A 17,282-nucleotide genomic window follows, 5' to 3' on the forward strand; every position below is an offset into this window, starting at 1 on the left:
TAAAAAAGTATGCAGCAGTCAGTATTCAGTAAGTAGTATGTTTGGTTGAAAATATTTGCTTTTACTCAAAAATATTTCAAAAAATGAGGAAATTAAAAATTCAAAAATTATAGGCGAAGATTGAATTGGAACTTGAAACTTATTCTCTTTATAAAAGCTCATTCATCGGGTCCCAAAAATGCTTCTCAAAATTTTGGATTTGGTTGTTAACCACTTCAATTCCTTCGTTTTCCAAAAGCTGTTGCATTAAGTTTGTACCTTGGAAATGATGTTTACCGGTAAGCAAACCATTCCGATTTACGACACGATGGGCGGGTATTTCACTTTTTGAGCAACCATTCATAGCCCACCCCACCATTCGCGCGCTTCCTTTGGCACCCAAATAATTGGCTATAGCGCCGTAGGAGGTAACTTTTCCGAAAGGAATCTGCGCCGCAACCTTATATACCTGTTGAAAAAAACCTTCGTTAGCCATGGTTATAACTTCCTTAAAATTTTCAATAAGGTAATAACAGAAATGGCCGCAGTAACAAAGCCAATCACATAGTTCATGTTTAAGCTAAGCTTGCGTGAATGTTCCTTGGGTCTAAAAAATTGAACATATAAGGCTAGGCTCGCATAAGTGCCAATTCCGGAAGCTATGACAGCCAACCACAATTCCGGTTGCGCAAATGTAAACGCACCAAAGGCGGCAAATGTAATGCTGAGATAAATCCAATATGGGATGGGGAGAATGTTAAGAACAGCAATAAAAATTCCCAAAAAAAAACGGTTCCGTTTGGAATTTTCAGTGTGATCGGGGATTTCCCTGCGCGTATCCTTTGCAATCAATAAAAAGTATATTGTGAGACTTATAAAAATGCCCAAAGCAACTTTCTGAAGCATGCTCACCACATCGGGATGTTGCCCAATGTAGCGGGCGAGTAAAAGCGCAATATAGGTTTGGAGCATTACTGTGATGCAAACGCCCATCGAAAAAAGAAAGCCTCTTTTTCTACCTTCTTTCATACTTATTTTTGCGGCATACATATTTATTAGTCCCGGAGGAAGGACGCCAATAAAAGCACCTAAAAACCCGATAAGTAAATTGTAAAAAACTGACATTTTGTGGGTGTATGTTTCTGTGAATATACTGAATTCTCTTTAATGAAATTTAAACCGAATGTAAGTTATCTTCTTTCCAATCTGCAGATATTGCTGTTCATAATAGGTTTGGATATTGGTCACGGCTTCCGGCGCGCCTTCACTTCCATAGACATCGTGATGCGCATATTCAACAATTTCGCCTAGGCCATGCAACAGCCCGAGGGTATAGCCGTGCATAAACTCACTATCGGTTTTGAGGTGGATATACCCTTCCGGTTTTAATATCTTTTTATACTTTTTAAGAAAATCCTGATTGGTCAATCGGTGCTTGGTGCGCTTGTATTTTATTTGGGGGTCGGGGAAGGTGATCCAGATTTCGTCCACTTCATTTTCTTCGAAAAGATGGTCCACAAGTTCAATTTGGGTGCGTAAGAATCCGACATTTTCTAGCTTCTCTTTCAAAGCAATTTTTGCGCCACGCCAAAATCTTGCGCCTTTAATGTCAATACCCAAAAAATTAGTTTCAGGATAGGCCTTTGCAAGATTTACCGAATATTCGCCCTTGCCGCAGCCCAGTTCCAAAACCAACGGATTGTTGTTTTTGAAGAATTCTTTGCGCCAATTTCCTTTCAATTCCACCGCATTGTTTAAAATTTCATCGCGCGAGGGCTGAACAACATTGGAAAAAGTTTCATTTTCCCTAAAGCGTCTCAATTTATTTTTACTTCCCAAAATTTTAATTTTCGGTAAAATTAAGGAAATATACTCCCGCTGCAATTATTGCTACATTTGTTTTATGACCAAAAAGAAAACCATCCTGGTTGCGCCATTGCATTGGGGATTAGGCCATGCAACCCGGTGCATTCCAATTATTTCAGCATTGCGGGAATCTGGCTTTGAGGTTATTTTGGCCTCCGATGGGGCGGCGCTGCTGCTACTTCAAAAAGAATTCCCCCAATTGGAATATGTGGAATTACCGTCATACAACATCACATATTCGAAAAACAAACATTTATTTAAATGGAAATTGTTCACCAACCTTTTTACAATTTTCAATACGATCCTTTCCGAGAAACGAATTGTCCAAAAGCTAGTTGCCGAAGGAAAAATCCAAGGAATTATCAGCGATAACCGGTTTGGGGTTCGAAGCAAAAGGGTACCTTCGGTTTTTATAACGCATCAACTTAATGTTCTTTCGGGAAGCACTACGTATTTAAGCAGCAAAATAAATCAATGGTTTATCAAAAAATTTGATGTTTGTTGGGTGCCGGATACTGAAAACGTGGTCCTAAACTTAAGTGGAAAATTAGGTCATTTAACCCACGAGTCATTTCCAATTAAATATATAGGTATCCTAAACCGAATGAAAAAAAGGGAAATTCCAAAATCCATCGATATTTTGGCATTAATATCCGGGCCAGAACCGCAACGATCTCTTTTTGAAGAAATGCTCAAACAAACCCTTTGCAAAAGCCGCCAAAGAGTGCTGATGGTTCAGGGAATAGTAGAGAAGGAGCAAAAAACCCATTATTTCGAAAATATAGAGATAGTAAATTTTTTGACCACCGAATCACTTGAAGAAGCCTTGAACAAAAGTGAGACGGTTATTTCCCGATCGGGCTACACGACAATTATGGATTTAGCATCACTTGAAAAAAAGGTTTTTTTCATTCCCACTCCTGGACAATATGAACAGGAATATTTGGCAAAGCGTTTAAAAAATCTTGGAATTGTCCCGTCCTGCAAACAGCAAAAATTTAAATTGAAAAAATTGAAGAGAATCTCGGTTTTTAGTGGGTTGGAAAATATAGCCGTTGAACCCGTGAATTTCCCGGAATTATTTTCCCTTTTCCAAGGTAAATGAAAATTCAGAGCCAATACCAAATTGGCTTTCAACGTAAATTTTCTGATTGTGGGCCTCTACAATATGCTTAACAATGGAAAGACCCAAACCGCTTCCGCCCTCCTTTCGGGATCCGCTCTTGTCCACCCGATAGAAGCGCTCAAAAATCCGTGGCATGTTTTCTTTTAAAATTCCTTCCCCATTATCGGTCACACGAATGAGAACCTTATTTTTGAGTATCTCCTCAATGCCAATTTCAGTTGTTCCGTCCTGTTTTCCATATTTCAGGGAATTAACGATCAAGTTGGTGATCACCTGCTCTATTCTTTCACGATCCGCGCGCACAGTAATTTCTTCCAAATATTCCCTGTCAAAGACTAATGAAATATTCTTTTTGGCGGCTTTCATCTCCAATAAATCGAATATATTCTGAATCAATTCCAGGATATTGAAATTTTCTTTGTTTAGCACCAGGCCGCCACCTTCCAACTTTGCAATCATATCCAGTTCTTTCACAATATATGTAAGCCTTTCAACACCCTTACTTGCTCTTCGAAGATACTCTTTTCTTACTTTTTTATCTTTCATGGCGCCATCCAAGAGGGTCAAAATGTAGCTCTGAACCGTGAATAGCGGAGTTTTGAGCTCATGCGAAATATTTCCCATAAATTCCTTTCGGTAATTTTCGCGAACATTCAGGGTTTCAATTTCAAGCTTTTTTACATTCACGTAGTTCTCAACTTCACGGGTGAGCACCTCCATATCTGTCGTTACAGAGGGTTGCGCAAAATCCTTTTCACTGAGAATGCGAACATCTTTGTAGATTTTTTTTATTCGTAAATAAATGAATTTCTCGACCCTATATTGCAGAATAAAAAACGTGAGCAAAAACAAGGCAATGAAGAAAAGAAGTAAATACACGAAAGAGGTTGTTTGCAAAAAATATAAAAATACGCCCATTGCCAAAGAAGCGCTTGTGGATATGAACAGCGCGGTGGTGGCCGCAAAATTATATTTCTTGGGAAGTTTCATTCTATTTTAAACAACGAATTTATACCCCACCCCTTTCACGGTCTTAAATTTGTTATCGCCAATTTTCTCGCGAAGTTTACGGATATGCACGTCAATGGTTCTGCCGCCCACTACCACGTCATTACCCCAAATGTTTTCTAGAATATCTTCGCGTTTAAAAACTTTTCCGGGCTTGGAAGCGAGCAGTGCCAAAAGCTCAAATTCCTTTCGCGGAAGCAAAATTTCATCTTTGCCTAGCAAAATTTTATATTCTTCGCGGTTAATTGTTAAGTTGCCAAGTTTTATATTTTCATCTTCCTCTTCTTCCTTAAATCTTCGCAATAGCGCCTTTACCTTGCTGACCAGCACTTTTGGTTTAATAGGTTTCGTGATATAATCATCTGCACCCGCTTCAAAACCGGCCATTTGGGAATAATCCTCGCCACGGGCAGTTAAAAAAGTAATGACGGTTTCTGAAAGCTCGGGGATATTGCGGATTTTCTCACAAGCTTCAATCCCGTCCATTTCGGGCATCATTACATCCATAATGATAAGCTGTGGCCGAATCCTTTCGGCTTTGGTTATAGCTTCCATTCCATTTTCGGCAGTGGCCACTTGATATCCTTCAGAGGTGAGATTATAACGGACAATTTCTAAAATATCCGGTTCGTCATCGACCAACAAAATTGTTATTTCTTTTTTCTTCATATAAAAATTAAAAACCCTTTTATGTGTTCAAAGATACTATTATTTAACAACCGAAAAGTTTAGCACACTTATTGTTAACTGTGGCATAACGTTTTAATAACATACATAATTTTTATAAAAAAAGAACTCCAAAATTTATCATTAATCTAACATTAAACATTGGCATCACTTTTTTATAACCCAAACATTTATATATCTTTGCAGAACAATTATTAAACAATTACTGATGAAAAAAATTACTTTATTTGCGGCCCTTTTATGTGGTGCCGTTTCTTTTGCCCAAGTTGCGGGAACCAGTTTCGAGGAGCCAGAGGCGCTTTCCGGAAAATATACCGACGTGGGCGATCCCAATGTAGCTCATGATTTGGTGAACAACGCTGGCGAACCAATTGTAGATTTTACCTCTACTGGCGGCGAATTGGGCTTTAACGCAACTTATACTCCTTATGACACTCCCGATGTAGGTTTGACCGATGGAGATTTTGTGGGCGTTACAGATTTCACACCTTCACCGACAGTTATGTTTACGGACGGCTCCAAAGGATACCAAATGAACGATATTGACGGAAATATGATCCTAACTTTCGATCAGGTGGACTTAACCGGAGTTTCTTCACCTGCTGTATCCATCGATTTTTTATTGTCTATTAATGACACTCCAGCCAACGGAAATTATGAAGGGGATGGAACCGTTAACGAATCGGGCTCCGACAGGTTGCGTATTTATGTGAGAGACCTTACAAACAGTACTGAAATCGACCTTTTCAATTCAACAGGAACGGACCTTGATGACTTGGTGCCTTTTGATGCAGGATCTGGAGAATATCAACTACAGTGGCAGAACGCAATGGTAAACCTTTCTGCGGGAAGCACGGTTCAATTGGTTATTGAAGGCAGAACGAACGCAAGTGCGGAATCTTTTTGGTTCGACAATATTGAGTTTTTAGGCGCAATTGGCGTAAATGAGTTTTCTGCTGATCAATTTGCAGTTTATCCAAACCCTGCTATAAAAGGTTATGTGAATATTTCATCAAAAGTGAGCGGCGCAAAGAACATCTCAATTTTTGACGTTCTTGGAAAACAAGTTGTAAAAACTACTTTGAATGGCGATAAATTGGATATTTCAGCTTTAAATAGCGGAGTTTATATCTTAAAAATTGAACAAGGAAAAACTTCAGCTACCAAAAAATTGGTTGTGAAGTAATTTGATATTATATATTTATTAAAGGCTCCTGTTTCGGCAGGAGCTTTTTTATTTAATTATTTTTGAAGGAAATTTTAAATATTGAAAAATATGCTGGAAAAGCAAGTTTTTGAGATAAACACTCCTGCAGAATTCGAACATCTTGCCTTGGAGGTGTTCCGTTTTCAATATGAAAATGTTGCGGTTTATCGAACCTTTTGCGAACTTTTAGGCATTGAAATTTCCGCAGTTAAAAACATTGAAAAAATTCCATTCTTACCAATTCAGTTTTTCAAGAACAAAAAAATAATTTCCGAAAAATTAGCTGCGCAATACATTTTTAAAAGCAGTGGAACTACGGGGAGCAACACGAGCAATCACTATGTTGCCGATATAAGGATATATGAAAAAAGTTTTCTTTCAGCCTTCCAAAAACAGTACGGAAATCCTTCAGATTATGCCATCTTGGCGTTGCTTCCTTCCTATTTGGAACGCGAAGGATCTTCCCTGATTTATATGGTGGAAAGTCTGATCGCAAAAAGCAGCAATCCCGAAAGCGGATTTTATTTAAACAACACGCAGGCGCTAATCGAAAAATTGCACAATTTGGAAAGTAATGGTCAAAAAACCATTTTAATAGGCGTCTCGTATGCCTTGTTGGATTTGATTGAAAAGAACCAATTCTGCCTCAAGAATACGATAGTTATGGAAACCGGCGGAATGAAAGGAAGACGTAAGGAAATGATTAAAAAAGAAATGCACGAAATCTTAAAAAAAGGATTCGGTGTGCAAGAAATCCATAGCGAATATGGAATGACCGAATTACTCTCCCAAGCCTATTCAACGGGCAACGGAATTTTTTCTTGTCCGCCATGGATGAAGGCTCTGGTTCGTGATACGGAAGATGCGCGAACGTTTACTATCGGTAAAACTGGCGGCTTGAATATTATTGATTTGGCCAATCTATATTCTTGTGCTTTCATTGCCACCCAGGATTTGGGGAAGGTTTTTCCAAATGGCGATTTTGAAGTTTTAGGCCGTTTCGACGCCAGCGATATTCGGGGATGCAACCTTATGGTTTTGTAGGGAAAAGTTTAACACAAAAACTTCAAGATTAATGCGTAAGGTATTCGGAAATACATCGACCAAACCATTGTGAAAAAGTGATGATTTTTCATAATTTGGTTGGTTAGTTAATCGAAAAATCCCCGTGCAACTTTTGCAGGGGATTTTTTTTATTTGGAAAATACGTGGCTATACAGCTTTTATAACAAAGTAATTCCTCCTGCCCCGCTGTAACAGCACAAATTGTCCGTTGATCAAATCCTTTTCTGAAACGGTATAATTTTCAGAAACCTTTTCTTTATTAACGGCAATAGAATTTTCTTTTAAAGCGCGGCGAGCTTCACCGTTGGATTTTAAAAATCCAGTTTTTTCGGCCAATGCTGCAATAATATCTAGCCCTTCAATAATTTCCGCTTTAGAAATTTCTGCCTGCGGAACTCCTTCAAACACATCGAGAAAGGTTTTATCATCCAACGTTTTCAGGTCTTCCGAAGTGGAATTGCCAAATAATATATCAGATGCTCTAACAGCCTTTTCAAAATCCTCCGTGCTATGAACTGTTGTAGTAACCTCTTGTGCCAATCGTTTTTGAAGCAATCGTAAATGTGGTGCCTTTTTGTGTTCCGCTATCAAATTCTCAATCGTTTCCCTATCCAAAAAAGTGAAAATCTTGACATATTTTTCAGCATCATCATCACTACTGTTCACCCAATATTGATAAAATCTATAGGGAGAAGTTCTATTGGCATCCAACCACACATTACCTCCTTCACTTTTTCCGAACTTACTTCCATCACTTTTTGTAATTAACGGACATGTTAGCGCGTAACCCTTTCCACCAGCGACTCTTCTAATGAGTTCGGTTCCTGTGGTTATATTGCCCCATTGGTCACTTCCGCCCATTTGAAGGGTACAATTTTGATTTCTATATAGGTGAAGAAAATCGTAACCTTGAATTAACTGATAGGTAAATTCCGTAAATGAAAGACCATCGGCACTTTCACCGGTAAGTCGGGATTTTACTGAATCCTTGGCCATCATATAGTTCACGGTTATGTGCTTGCCAACATTTCGAATAAAATCCAAAAATGAAAATTCTTTCATCCAATCATAATTATTCACCAAAAGAGCCTGGTTTTCAGCTCCGGAAGTGAAATCCAGAAATTGTGAAAGTTGATTTTTTACACATTCCTGATTGTGGCGCAGCGTAGTCTCATCCAGCAAGTTACGTTCCGTGCCTTTTCCTGAAGGATCGCCAATCATTCCCGTTGCACCGCCCACTAGAGCCACCGGTCTGTGCCCACAGCGCTGGTAGAAGGAAAGTAGCATTATAGGCACCAAGTTACCTATATGCAACGAATCTGCCGTGGGATCAAAACCCACATATGCCGATCGCATGGTTTCCATTAGGTGCGCTTCGGTTTCGGGCATTACGTCGTGAATCATGCCACGCCATTGTAATTCTTCAATGAAATTTTTCAGTTCCATTTTTTGTAAATATTTTAAATTAATTCTGGTTTGGTGAACAGCGCTGCAAAGATAGGCTTATGGTTTAAAGATTCAAGGCAAAGAAGTTGATTTTCCTCATCGATTGGATTAAGGATTCAATTTCATTTTGAGTATTTTCGCCAAATGATTTTAGTAACCGGCGGTACTGGCTTGGTGGGTTCCCATTTGTTGTATTTCCTTGTAAAGGAAAACGAGCGGGTGCGCGCAATCCATAGGGAAAACAGTGATATTACTTCTGTGAAAAAAGTATTTGCACTTTACACGTCCGAAGTAGATTCGCTTTTCAACAAAATTGAATGGTTTCAGGCCAGCATTACAGATATTCCTGCGTTATCAGTGGCATTTAGGGACATTTCAAAAGTATATCATTGTGCTGCAATAATTTCCTTCGATCCGTCCAAATATAAAATTCTAAAAAAAATAAATGTTGAAGGCACCGCAAATATTGTGAACCTTTGCCTAACGCAGGATGTTGAAAAACTTTGTTATGTTAGTTCCGTAGCTACTTTAGGCAGCAATATAGACGATCAGTTGATTTCTGAGGAAAGCCCATGGAATCCGGATGAAAAAAACAACGTTTATGCCATTACCAAATATGCCGCTGAAATGGAGGTCTGGCGTGGCTCACAGGAAGGCTTGAAAGTTGTTATAGTGAATCCCGGTGTTATTTTGGGCAGTGGTCCAAAAGATGGGGGAAGTGGCGTTATTATATCTTTGGCGGCCAATGGAATTCCGTTTTATCCTTTCGGGGCAATGGGAATTGTTGACGTTCAAGATGTGGCAAAGGCAATGGTACAACTAATGGATTCCGAAATTCATAATGAACAATTCATATTGGTGGGCGAAAATATAACCTATAAATCCTTACTTTCTAAATTAGCCAAATTGTTCGGCAACAAACCGCCAACCATAAAATTATCGAAAAGAATTATGCTTTTTGTGAGCGGGATGGATTGGCTTATCAATTTAATTTTCAAAACCGAGAGAAAAATAATAAAAGCAAATGTGAAATCAATGTTCGCAATATCGCTCTACGATTCAAATAAAATAAAGAATGCAATAAATTTCCACTATACTTCAACCCAACAAACCTTAGAAAGAATTGTAAAGGAAAAAAGAAAAAATTAAAGTAAACTATCTTTGGCAGGCATTATTGACGCGCCATTTTCGTCAATTGAGGTATTATTATTGCCATTTTTTAGACGTTCCTTTTCCCAGATACTGTCCATTTTTTTCTGCTTCGCCGAAAGTTGCGTTTCCACTTTTTGAATTATTTCCATATAAGTATTTACATCCGCGGCATAATAGGCGTTGCTTTGTGCAAACTGCAAACTATCGATCCCAAATTTGGCATATACCAAAGAATCCATTTTCACACCTTTGTTCGTGATGGTTTTGTTGTCAATACTTCGCGCGGCATTGTCTAAATAGGTTTCCATCAGTATCGCGGCCATTTTATCTTTCGGAATCAGATTTCTTGGTTTTTCCGGTTGCCTTACATCTTGGCAAGCAACCAAAAACGAAATAGAAAACACTAAAGGAATTATGAGCCTCATGGTCTGTTAAAAGTAAGTCGTTCGGGATTGCTTTTGTTCGGAAATTTGGAATTTTCATAAACCAAAATTCCATTGACAAAAGTATGCGTAACTCGTGATTTAAATATGGTTCCCTCAAAAGGTGACCATCCACATTTGTACAGTAAATTTTCCTTCTTAACACTCCAAGGAGAGTTTAGATCCACCAAAACCAAATCTGCTTTATATCCTTTTCGGATATACCCTCGTTCTTTAATTTGAAAAAGGATTGCCGGATTGTGTGCGGTTTTCTCCACTATTTTTTCCAAAGAAATTTTCCCGCGATGGTACATTTCCAACAACGCTACCAATGCATGCTGCACCAACGGCCCGCCGGACGGTGCATTAAGATAGTTGTTGTTTTTTTCTTCCAACGTATGTGGCGCATGGTCAGTAGCAATCACGTCAATTCGGTCATCAAGTAACGCCTTCAGCAGGGCATTCCTGTCCTTTTCAGTTTTAACCGCAGGATTCCATTTTATTTTGGTGCCCTTGGTTTTATAGTCCTCATCGGTAAACCACAAATGGTGAATGCAGACCTCTGCGGTTATTTTCTTGTCCGCAAGAGATTTTTTATTGCTGAAAAGATGTGTCTCCTTTTCCGTGGAAACATGAAAAACATGAAGGCGCGCACCAGTTTTTTCGGCAAGTTTAATCGCTTTCGAAGAGGAAATATAACACGCCTCTTCCGAGCGGATTTTTGGGTGAAGTTCCACCGGAATATTTTCACCATATTCAGCCCTGTATTTTTCAAGATTGGCTTGGATAGTAGCTTCATCTTCACAATGAGCAGAAATGAGCAATTTGGTTTTGCTAAAGATTTCCTCCAGAATTTTAGGATCGTCCACTAACATATTGCCTGTGGAAGATCCCAGAAACAGTTTTAGTCCGGCCACTTTTTGTGGGTCAACTTTTAATATTTCCTCTAAGTTATTGTTGGTGCCCCCAAACATGAAAGAATAGTTGGCCCAGGAGGTTTTTGCGGCAATGGCGAATTTTTCTTCGAGCAATTCAATGGTTGTAGCTTGCGGCACAGTGTTGGGCATTTCTATAAAAGAAGTAATTCCACCGGCAACCGCAGCTTTTGATTCAGATTCAATGGTGGCTTTATGAGTTAGTCCTGGCTCGCGAAAGTGAACTTGATCATCAATCATGCCCGGTAACAAATAGCTTCCGTCCGCATCAATCACTTTTGTTTCAGCCGATTTCATGCTGATGGATTCAGAAATTTCAGCAATCCGACCGTCCTGCACGAGCACGTCGCCTTTTACTATTTCTCCTTCATTTACAATATTGGCATTCTTTATTAAAACTGACTTCATTGTTGTATTTAAATTCTTCTTTTAAAAATTATGGATATTATTGGGGCATGTTTCTTTTTCAAAATTTAATGAAAAGAGGTTCTATTGAAATTTTTTCTGTTGAAAACACTATTGAATTTCATTGCAATCACTCCAAAAATCGCTTCGGAAATTATGCCGGAACTCATCTTGGATTCTCCCTTTGTGCGATCTGTAAAGATTACCGGGACCTCCTTTATCTTGAAATTGCTTAAATGGGTTTTGAACTTCATTTCAATTTGAAAGGCGTAGCCCACAAAACGTATGTTGTTTAAGTTTATTCTTTCCAATACGTTTCTTTTGTAACATATAAACCCGGCGGTAGTGTCATAAATATCGAGCCTCATAATTAACCGAACATATTTTGATGCCAACCACGACATCAAAACGCGGCTCATTGGCCAGTTTACCACATTTACACCCTTCACATAGCGGGACCCAATAGCCATATCATTTCCATCCTTGTGACAGGCGTTGAACAGGCGTATCAAATCATTTGGATTGTGGGAAAAGTCAGCATCCATTTCAAAAATATAATCATATTCTTTTTCGAGGGCCCATTTGAATCCCGCGATATACGCAGATCCCAGGCCATCCTTTTCTTTGCGATTTAGAATAAACAACCGGTTAGGGTAGGTTTTAAAGTTTGCTTCCACAGCTCGGGCCGTGCCATCGGGTGAGTTGTCATCTACAACTAGCACGTGAAATTCGCGCTGTAATGAAAAAACAGTTCGCAGTAGCCGCTCAATATTTTCAATTTCATTATAGGTTGGCACCACAACTACCGCCTTGCACATACAGCTGTTTTAGCGCAAATGTACCTTTTTTTGAATAAATAAATGTGAAGTAAAATCTAATTCCTGGGGCAAAAAGGAATTTTATTTTCCAGTACCTTTACCAAAAAAATTAGGAGTGGAATATAGTGAAAACCATATTGTAGCAACAGATTGGGCCACCTATTTGCTACTGGCCTGTTTCATTCTTTTCGCACTATCAAAGTATTTTTATCCGAAAAGATTTCACGAATTTTCTCTATTGCCCATCACCAATCAATATTTTTTTGTACACGGTAAGAACGACGAGCTGAACCATCCGTTTAACCTCATGCTTTTTGTTGCACAGATTGTTTGTGTATCCATATTTATTTATTTGATGTTTCAGGTTTACGATCCTTCCGAGGTTGAAACCAATGAATGGCTGTTTGTTCAAATTTGCTCGGGCTATAGCTTTTTCATTCTTATAAAATTTTCCTTCGAAAAAATTGTGGGGAATATTTTTTCCATCGACGCACTTATCAATAATTATTTGTACCAAAAGCTTAGCTATCGAAATTTTCTGGGTATTTTGTTTTTTATTGGCAACCTGCTTTTCCTTTATGCCGTCCCTCCCACGGCGCTTGCACTCCTTCTTTTTGGAGGCGGCGCCCTCGCTCTCAACGGTATTGCACTGTTGTACAGTTATAAGAAAAATGGAAAATTAATATTCACTAATTTCTTCTATTTTATTTTGTATCTTTGCGCACTTGAAATTGCACCCTATATTATCCTTTACAAGGCGTTTGTCTAGTTGGATATTATTATAAAAAATCAGGAAAATATATGAAAGTGAAAACTATTTTGGTTTCCCAGCCCGAGCCTAAAATTGAAAACTCCCCGTATTTCGATTTGATCGAGAAACAAAAGGTGAAAATCGATTTTCGTCCCTTCATTCACGTAGAAGGCGTGTCAGGCAAGGACGTTCGTGCCCAAAAAGTTGATCTTACCCAATATTCGGCCATTATTTTAACGAGCCGAAACTCCGTGGACCATTATTTTCGCATTGCGGAAGAACTTAGATTTAAGGTGCCGGACACGATGAAATATTTTTGTTTGAGCGAAGCCGTAGCCTATTACCTTCAAAAATATGTGGTGTACCGAAAACGAAAGATTTATGTTGGGAAGAGAACTTTTTCAGAACTGGCGCCGCTGATAAAAAAGTATAAAAATGAAAAATTCCTGTTGCCAACCTCGGACAAATTGAAACCGGAAGTGCCCGAGGTTCTGAATGAACTGAAAGTAGATTGGAAGGAAGCCACCTTTTATAAAACCGTAATTAGTGATCTTTCCGACTTACGCGATGTTTATTACGATATTTTGGTTTTTTTCAGCCCAAGCGGAATCCAATCGCTCTTTGAGAATTTTCCAGATTTTAAACAAAATGACACGAGAATTGCAGTATTCGGGAACACCACTGTGAAAGCCGCCACGGACGAAGGTCTGCGAGTGGATATTCAAGCACCAACGCCGGAAACTCCCTCAATGACAATGGCTTTGGAAAAATATATTAAAGAGGTGAACAACAAAAAGTAATTATTGATTAATTGCACAAGAAAAAAGGCTTGCCAAATTGGCAAGCCTTTTTATATATAATCTTTCTCTAGAAATTATTCAGAAACTGGGGCGCCCGACAATATTTCGTCATTCGCGTAGGCTTCAAATTTTGCAAAATTTTCCTTGAAGGAATTTGCCAATTCCTTGGCTTGAATGTCATAGGCTTTTTTATTTTTCCAAGTCTCCTTCGGATTTAACAACTCGGATGGAACGTTCAGGCATGATTTGGGCATCATTAAATTAAAAATAGGATGTTTCTCAAATTCTACATCTTTCAAATCCCCGTCCAAGGCGGCAGAAATCATAGCTCTGGTAAATTTAAGCTTCATTCTGTTTCCCACTCCGTATGGACCTCCTGTCCAACCGGTATTTACCAACCAAACATTCACTCCCGCATCCTTCATTTTTTTACTCAACATTTCGGCATATTCGGTGGGATGGAGCGGCATAAATGGCGCGCCGAAACAAGCAGAAAAATTGGGAGTTGGCTCGTTTATGCCTTCTTCCGTTCCCGCAACTTTGGCCGTATATCCGCTAATAAAGTGATATGCCGCCTGGCCTGGTGTTAATTTTGAAATGGGTGGCAGTACACCAAAAGCATCCGCAGTTAAAAAGAAAATATTCTTCGGGTTGCTCCCGATGGATGGTATTTGAATATTGTTTATGTGGTATATAGGATAGCTTACCCTTGTATTCTGAGTAATGGAGGTGTTGGAAAAATCCACTTTACCTTCATCATTCATCACCACATTTTCAAGTATTGCACCCGGTTTTATGGCATTGAAGATATCTGGCTCGTTTTCTTCGGAAAGATTAATAACCTTTGCATAACACCCACCTTCAAAATTGAAAATTTTATTGTCCTCAGTCCATCCGTGCTCATCATCACCAATCAATTTTCGATCTGGGTCCGCGGATAATGTGGTTTTTCCGGTACCGGATAATCCAAAGAAAATAGCGGTTTCGCCATCTGCGCCAACATTTGCCGAGCAGTGCATGGGCATGGTATTCTTGTCAACTGGAAGAATGAAATTAAGCGCAGAGAAAATCCCTTTTTTAATTTCACCCGTATATCCAGTTCCGCCAATTAACGCAACTTTTTTGGTAAAGTTAAGTATTGCAAAATTATGCTGTCGGGTACCATCCACTTCTGGATCTGCCATAAATCCGGGTGCATTTATTATTAGCCATTCGGGATCAAAAGAGGCTAATTCATCAGTGTCGGGACGTAAAAACATATTGTGAGCAAACATATTGGCCCAAGGATTTTCCGTAATAACGCGTATATTCAATTTATATCTTTCATCCGCACAGGCATAGCTGTCGCGTACATATATTTCCTTGCCGGAAAGATAATCTGTCACTTTATTGTAGAGCCTCTCAAACATATCTGGAGGAAAGGGTATGTTCACATTTCCCCACCAAACCTTTTCACGGGTCACATCGTCCTTTACAATAAATCTGTCCTTTGGGGATCGTCCCGTAAATTCTCCGGTATTCACTGCCAAAGCACCGCTAGCGGCTTCTTTTCCTTGACCCTTTTCTAAGGTCTCGTTGTGGAGTTCTTCAGAAGTAAGTTGATATTTAACTTTTGCGTTTTTAATTCCGTATTCGTCAACCGAAATAGAATTTGTAGCTTGGTTTTTAGCGACCATACCTTTTTTAAATTTTGTAGTGTACAAAAGTAGCAAATCTTAAAGAGATTGAAGAATATAAAAAAAACATTTATCGCTTCTTTAACGTAAGGGTTTTATAGCCAAACCATATCCATCCGATGATAAACATCAACCCTCCAATGGGGGTTATAAAACCAATTTTTGCGGCGTCGAACGGCAAAATCCCATTCAATGCCAAAAGATAAATAGAACCAGAAAAAAGAATAATTCCCAATATAAAAAACCAGAAAACGATTGTTTTTAAGGGTTCAGAGATTGAAGGTGCCAATCCCAACACTAAAAGGGCTAAACTATGGTACATTTGGTAACGCACACCCGTTTCAAAAGTCACTAAGGCAGAAGTGTCCACAATGTTTTTTAAACCATGAGCTCCAAAGGCCCCTAATGCTATGGTTGCGGCAATCAGAAATGAAGCAATAACAACCATATTTTTATCGAAAACTGTCATTTTTACAAATTGGAATTAGTAATTTCGTCCGTTTCAAATCTATCTCCAAAGTTAACAAAAAACCCTCCCAATGCGAAACATATTGATTATTGGTGCCGGAAGATCTGCCACAAGTTTAATCCGCTATTTGCTCGACAAAAGTGAAAAGGAAGATCTTTTTATTACCATCGGTGATATTTCCATACAGTCGGCCCAAAAATTTACGACCGGCCACCCCAATGCCCGCGGAATTTTGTTGGATGTATTTAACGATGTTCAAAGAAAACAAGCGGTTGAAAGTAGCGATTTGGTTATCTCCATGCTGCCCGCCCGCTATCATATTGAAGTAGCGAGGGATTGTATTGAATTTGGAAAACATATGGTCACTGCTTCCTACATAAGCAAGGAAATGCAGGCATTAAATCCTAAAGCTGAATCAAAGGGTTTAGTGTTTATGAACGAAATTGGCCTCGATCCCGGTGTTGACCATATGAGTGCGATGCAAGTTATAGATAGAATAAGGGCAAAGGGTGGCAAAATGTTGCTTTTTGAATCTTTCTGCGGCGGGTTGATAGCTCCTGAAAGCGACAATAATCTATGGAATTATAAATTCACTTGGAATCCGCGAAATGTAGTGTTGGCGGGTCAAGGCGGCGCTGCGGAATTTATTCAGGAAGGAAAGTATAAGTACATTCCCTATCACCGTCTTTTCCGAAGAACGGAGTTTATTAACATTGAAGGTTACGGCAAATTTGAGGTTTACGCCAATCGAAATTCGCTGCAATATCAATCCATTTATGGCCTTGATAATATTTTAACTCTATATCGGGGGACGATTCGCCGAGTTGGTTTCAGCCGCGCTTGGCACATGTTTGTGCAATTGGGGATGACGGACGACAGTTATACAATTCCAGATTCTGAAAGCATGAGCTACCGCGAATTTGTGAACCTATTCCTGCCCTATTCGCCAACCGATACTGTGGAACTAAAACTGCGCCATGCCCTGAAAATGGACCAAGACGATTTGATGTGGGAAAAACTGGAAGAATTGGACCTTTTCACAAAAAATAAAAAACTAGGCATTAAAGATGCAACTCCAGCTATGGGATTACAAAAAATTCTGGAGGATAAATGGACGCTGGCGCCACAGGATAAAGATATGATTGTAATGTATCATAAATTTGGTTACCAATTGGACGGTAAAAAATATCAAATAGATAGCCATATGACCTTAATTGGCGAAGACCAGACACATACCGCAATGGCGAAAACTGTGGGACTGCCGGTAGCAATTGCTGCCTTGAAAATTCTGAATGAAGAAATAACTACTCCCGGAGTTCAGCTGCCTATTGCCAAAGAAGTGTATGAGCCCATATTACGGGAGCTTGAAGAAAACGGAGTAATTTTTCACGAAAAGGAAGTGAATTATTTAGGTTACAACCCAGACAATCTTCATTAACAGCACGCTTCATAAAGAATAAACCCGCCCAT

General features: G+C 39.1%; 18 protein-coding genes. 7 read left to right on the plus strand and 11 right to left on the minus strand.

All coding sequences use genetic code 11. From position 1 onward, the window contains the following. Positions 1–148: 148 nt before the first annotated feature. From QRD02_RS00235 to trmB, 3 genes are read right to left on the minus strand one after another with little or no spacing between them, the layout of a single operon-like run. The gene (locus QRD02_RS00235) at positions 149–475 is read right to left on the minus strand and encodes an MGMT family protein (RefSeq protein WP_290252879.1); all 327 of its coding nucleotides are present in this window, start codon (positions 473–475) and stop codon (positions 149–151) included. A gap of 2 nt (positions 476–477) precedes the next feature. After that, entirely contained in the window at positions 478–1,104 is a 627-nt protein-coding gene (locus tag QRD02_RS00240) for a LysE family translocator (RefSeq protein ID WP_290252880.1), read from the minus strand. Between the two features lie 39 nt (positions 1,105–1,143). Beyond that, complete coding sequence (trmB, locus tag QRD02_RS00245) at positions 1,144–1,818, minus strand: tRNA (guanosine(46)-N7)-methyltransferase TrmB (RefSeq protein ID WP_290252881.1); 675 nt, start codon at positions 1,816–1,818, stop codon at positions 1,144–1,146. A 64-nt stretch (positions 1,819–1,882) separates the two neighbouring features. On the opposite strand from trmB, the gene QRD02_RS00250 reads away from it, so the two are divergent. Beyond that, on the plus strand, positions 1,883–2,950 hold the full coding sequence (locus QRD02_RS00250) for a glycosyltransferase (protein ID WP_290252882.1): 1,068 nt from the start codon (positions 1,883–1,885) through the stop codon (positions 2,948–2,950). On the opposite strand, the gene QRD02_RS00255 is transcribed toward QRD02_RS00250, so the two are convergent. Both QRD02_RS00255 and QRD02_RS00260 read right to left on the minus strand, forming a co-directional pair. Next, positions 2,924–3,961: a sensor histidine kinase gene (locus QRD02_RS00255; RefSeq protein WP_290252883.1), complete on the minus strand. Its 1,038-nt coding sequence runs from the start codon at positions 3,959–3,961 to the stop codon at positions 2,924–2,926. The genes QRD02_RS00250 and QRD02_RS00255 overlap by 27 nt on opposite strands. 6 nt (positions 3,962–3,967) lie before the next feature. Next, entirely contained in the window at positions 3,968–4,648 is a 681-nt protein-coding gene (locus QRD02_RS00260) for a response regulator transcription factor (RefSeq protein WP_290252884.1), read from the minus strand. 226 nt (positions 4,649–4,874) lie between these two features. On the opposite strand from QRD02_RS00260, the gene QRD02_RS00265 reads away from it, so the two are divergent. Beyond that, entirely contained in the window at positions 4,875–5,852 is a 978-nt protein-coding gene (locus QRD02_RS00265) for a T9SS type A sorting domain-containing protein (RefSeq protein WP_290252885.1), read from the plus strand. 90 nt (positions 5,853–5,942) lie between these two features. Next, positions 5,943–6,917, plus strand: coding sequence for a long-chain-fatty-acid--protein ligase (locus QRD02_RS00270; RefSeq protein WP_290252886.1), 975 nt, complete (start codon positions 5,943–5,945; stop codon positions 6,915–6,917). Between the two features lie 168 nt (positions 6,918–7,085). Here QRD02_RS00270 and tyrS read toward each other — a convergent pair whose 3' ends face one another. Next, the gene (gene tyrS / locus QRD02_RS00275; protein WP_290252887.1) at positions 7,086–8,384 is read right to left on the minus strand and encodes a tyrosine--tRNA ligase; all 1,299 of its coding nucleotides are present in this window, start codon (positions 8,382–8,384) and stop codon (positions 7,086–7,088) included. Between the two features lie 144 nt (positions 8,385–8,528). Between tyrS and QRD02_RS00280 the strand changes: the two genes are divergently transcribed. Continuing rightward, positions 8,529–9,533 (plus strand): NAD-dependent epimerase/dehydratase family protein, encoded by a 1,005-nt coding sequence (locus QRD02_RS00280; RefSeq protein WP_290252888.1) that lies wholly within the window; start codon positions 8,529–8,531, stop codon positions 9,531–9,533. Here QRD02_RS00280 and QRD02_RS00285 read toward each other — a convergent pair. The 3 genes from QRD02_RS00285 to QRD02_RS00295 all read right to left on the minus strand — a co-directional run bounded on the left by QRD02_RS00285 (position 9,530) and on the right by QRD02_RS00295 (position 12,116). Then, on the minus strand, positions 9,530–9,961 hold the full coding sequence (locus QRD02_RS00285) for a DUF4296 domain-containing protein (RefSeq protein ID WP_290252889.1): 432 nt from the start codon (positions 9,959–9,961) through the stop codon (positions 9,530–9,532). The two genes, QRD02_RS00280 and QRD02_RS00285, sit on opposite strands and share 4 nt — an antisense overlap. Beyond that, on the minus strand, positions 9,958–11,301 hold the full coding sequence (locus tag QRD02_RS00290; protein WP_290252891.1) for a dihydroorotase: 1,344 nt from the start codon (positions 11,299–11,301) through the stop codon (positions 9,958–9,960). Before QRD02_RS00290 ends, QRD02_RS00285 begins: the two co-directional genes overlap by 4 nt. Positions 11,302–11,366: 65 nt before the next feature. After that, positions 11,367–12,116 (minus strand): polyprenol monophosphomannose synthase, encoded by a 750-nt coding sequence (locus tag QRD02_RS00295; RefSeq protein ID WP_290252892.1) that lies wholly within the window; start codon positions 12,114–12,116, stop codon positions 11,367–11,369. A gap of 115 nt (positions 12,117–12,231) precedes the next feature. Here QRD02_RS00295 and QRD02_RS00300 point away from each other — a divergent pair, with 115 nt between their 5' ends. Then, the gene (locus QRD02_RS00300) at positions 12,232–12,885 is read left to right on the plus strand and encodes a DUF4271 domain-containing protein (RefSeq protein WP_290252893.1); all 654 of its coding nucleotides are present in this window, start codon (positions 12,232–12,234) and stop codon (positions 12,883–12,885) included. A gap of 32 nt (positions 12,886–12,917) precedes the next feature. Further along, positions 12,918–13,667: a uroporphyrinogen-III synthase gene (locus tag QRD02_RS00305; protein ID WP_290252894.1), complete on the plus strand. Its 750-nt coding sequence runs from the start codon at positions 12,918–12,920 to the stop codon at positions 13,665–13,667. A 74-nt stretch (positions 13,668–13,741) separates the two neighbouring features. Here the strand turns inward: QRD02_RS00305 and pckA are convergent, their stop codons facing one another. Then, positions 13,742–15,343, minus strand: a complete 1,602-nt coding sequence (gene pckA / locus QRD02_RS00310) for a phosphoenolpyruvate carboxykinase (ATP) (protein ID WP_290252895.1) — start codon at positions 15,341–15,343, stop codon at positions 13,742–13,744. A gap of 70 nt (positions 15,344–15,413) precedes the next feature. Continuing rightward, entirely contained in the window at positions 15,414–15,812 is a 399-nt protein-coding gene (locus tag QRD02_RS00315) for a DUF423 domain-containing protein (protein ID WP_290252896.1), read from the minus strand. Positions 15,813–15,882: 70 nt separating this feature from the next. Here QRD02_RS00315 and QRD02_RS00320 point away from each other — a divergent pair, with 70 nt between their 5' ends. Continuing rightward, entirely contained in the window at positions 15,883–17,250 is a 1,368-nt protein-coding gene (locus QRD02_RS00320) for a saccharopine dehydrogenase family protein (RefSeq protein WP_290252897.1), read from the plus strand. Positions 17,251–17,282 lie beyond the last annotated feature (32 nt).

Source organism: Aequorivita aurantiaca, assembly GCF_030410135.1.
In the GTDB taxonomy this organism is placed as follows: Bacteria; Bacteroidota; Bacteroidia; order Flavobacteriales; family Flavobacteriaceae; genus Aequorivita; species Aequorivita aurantiaca.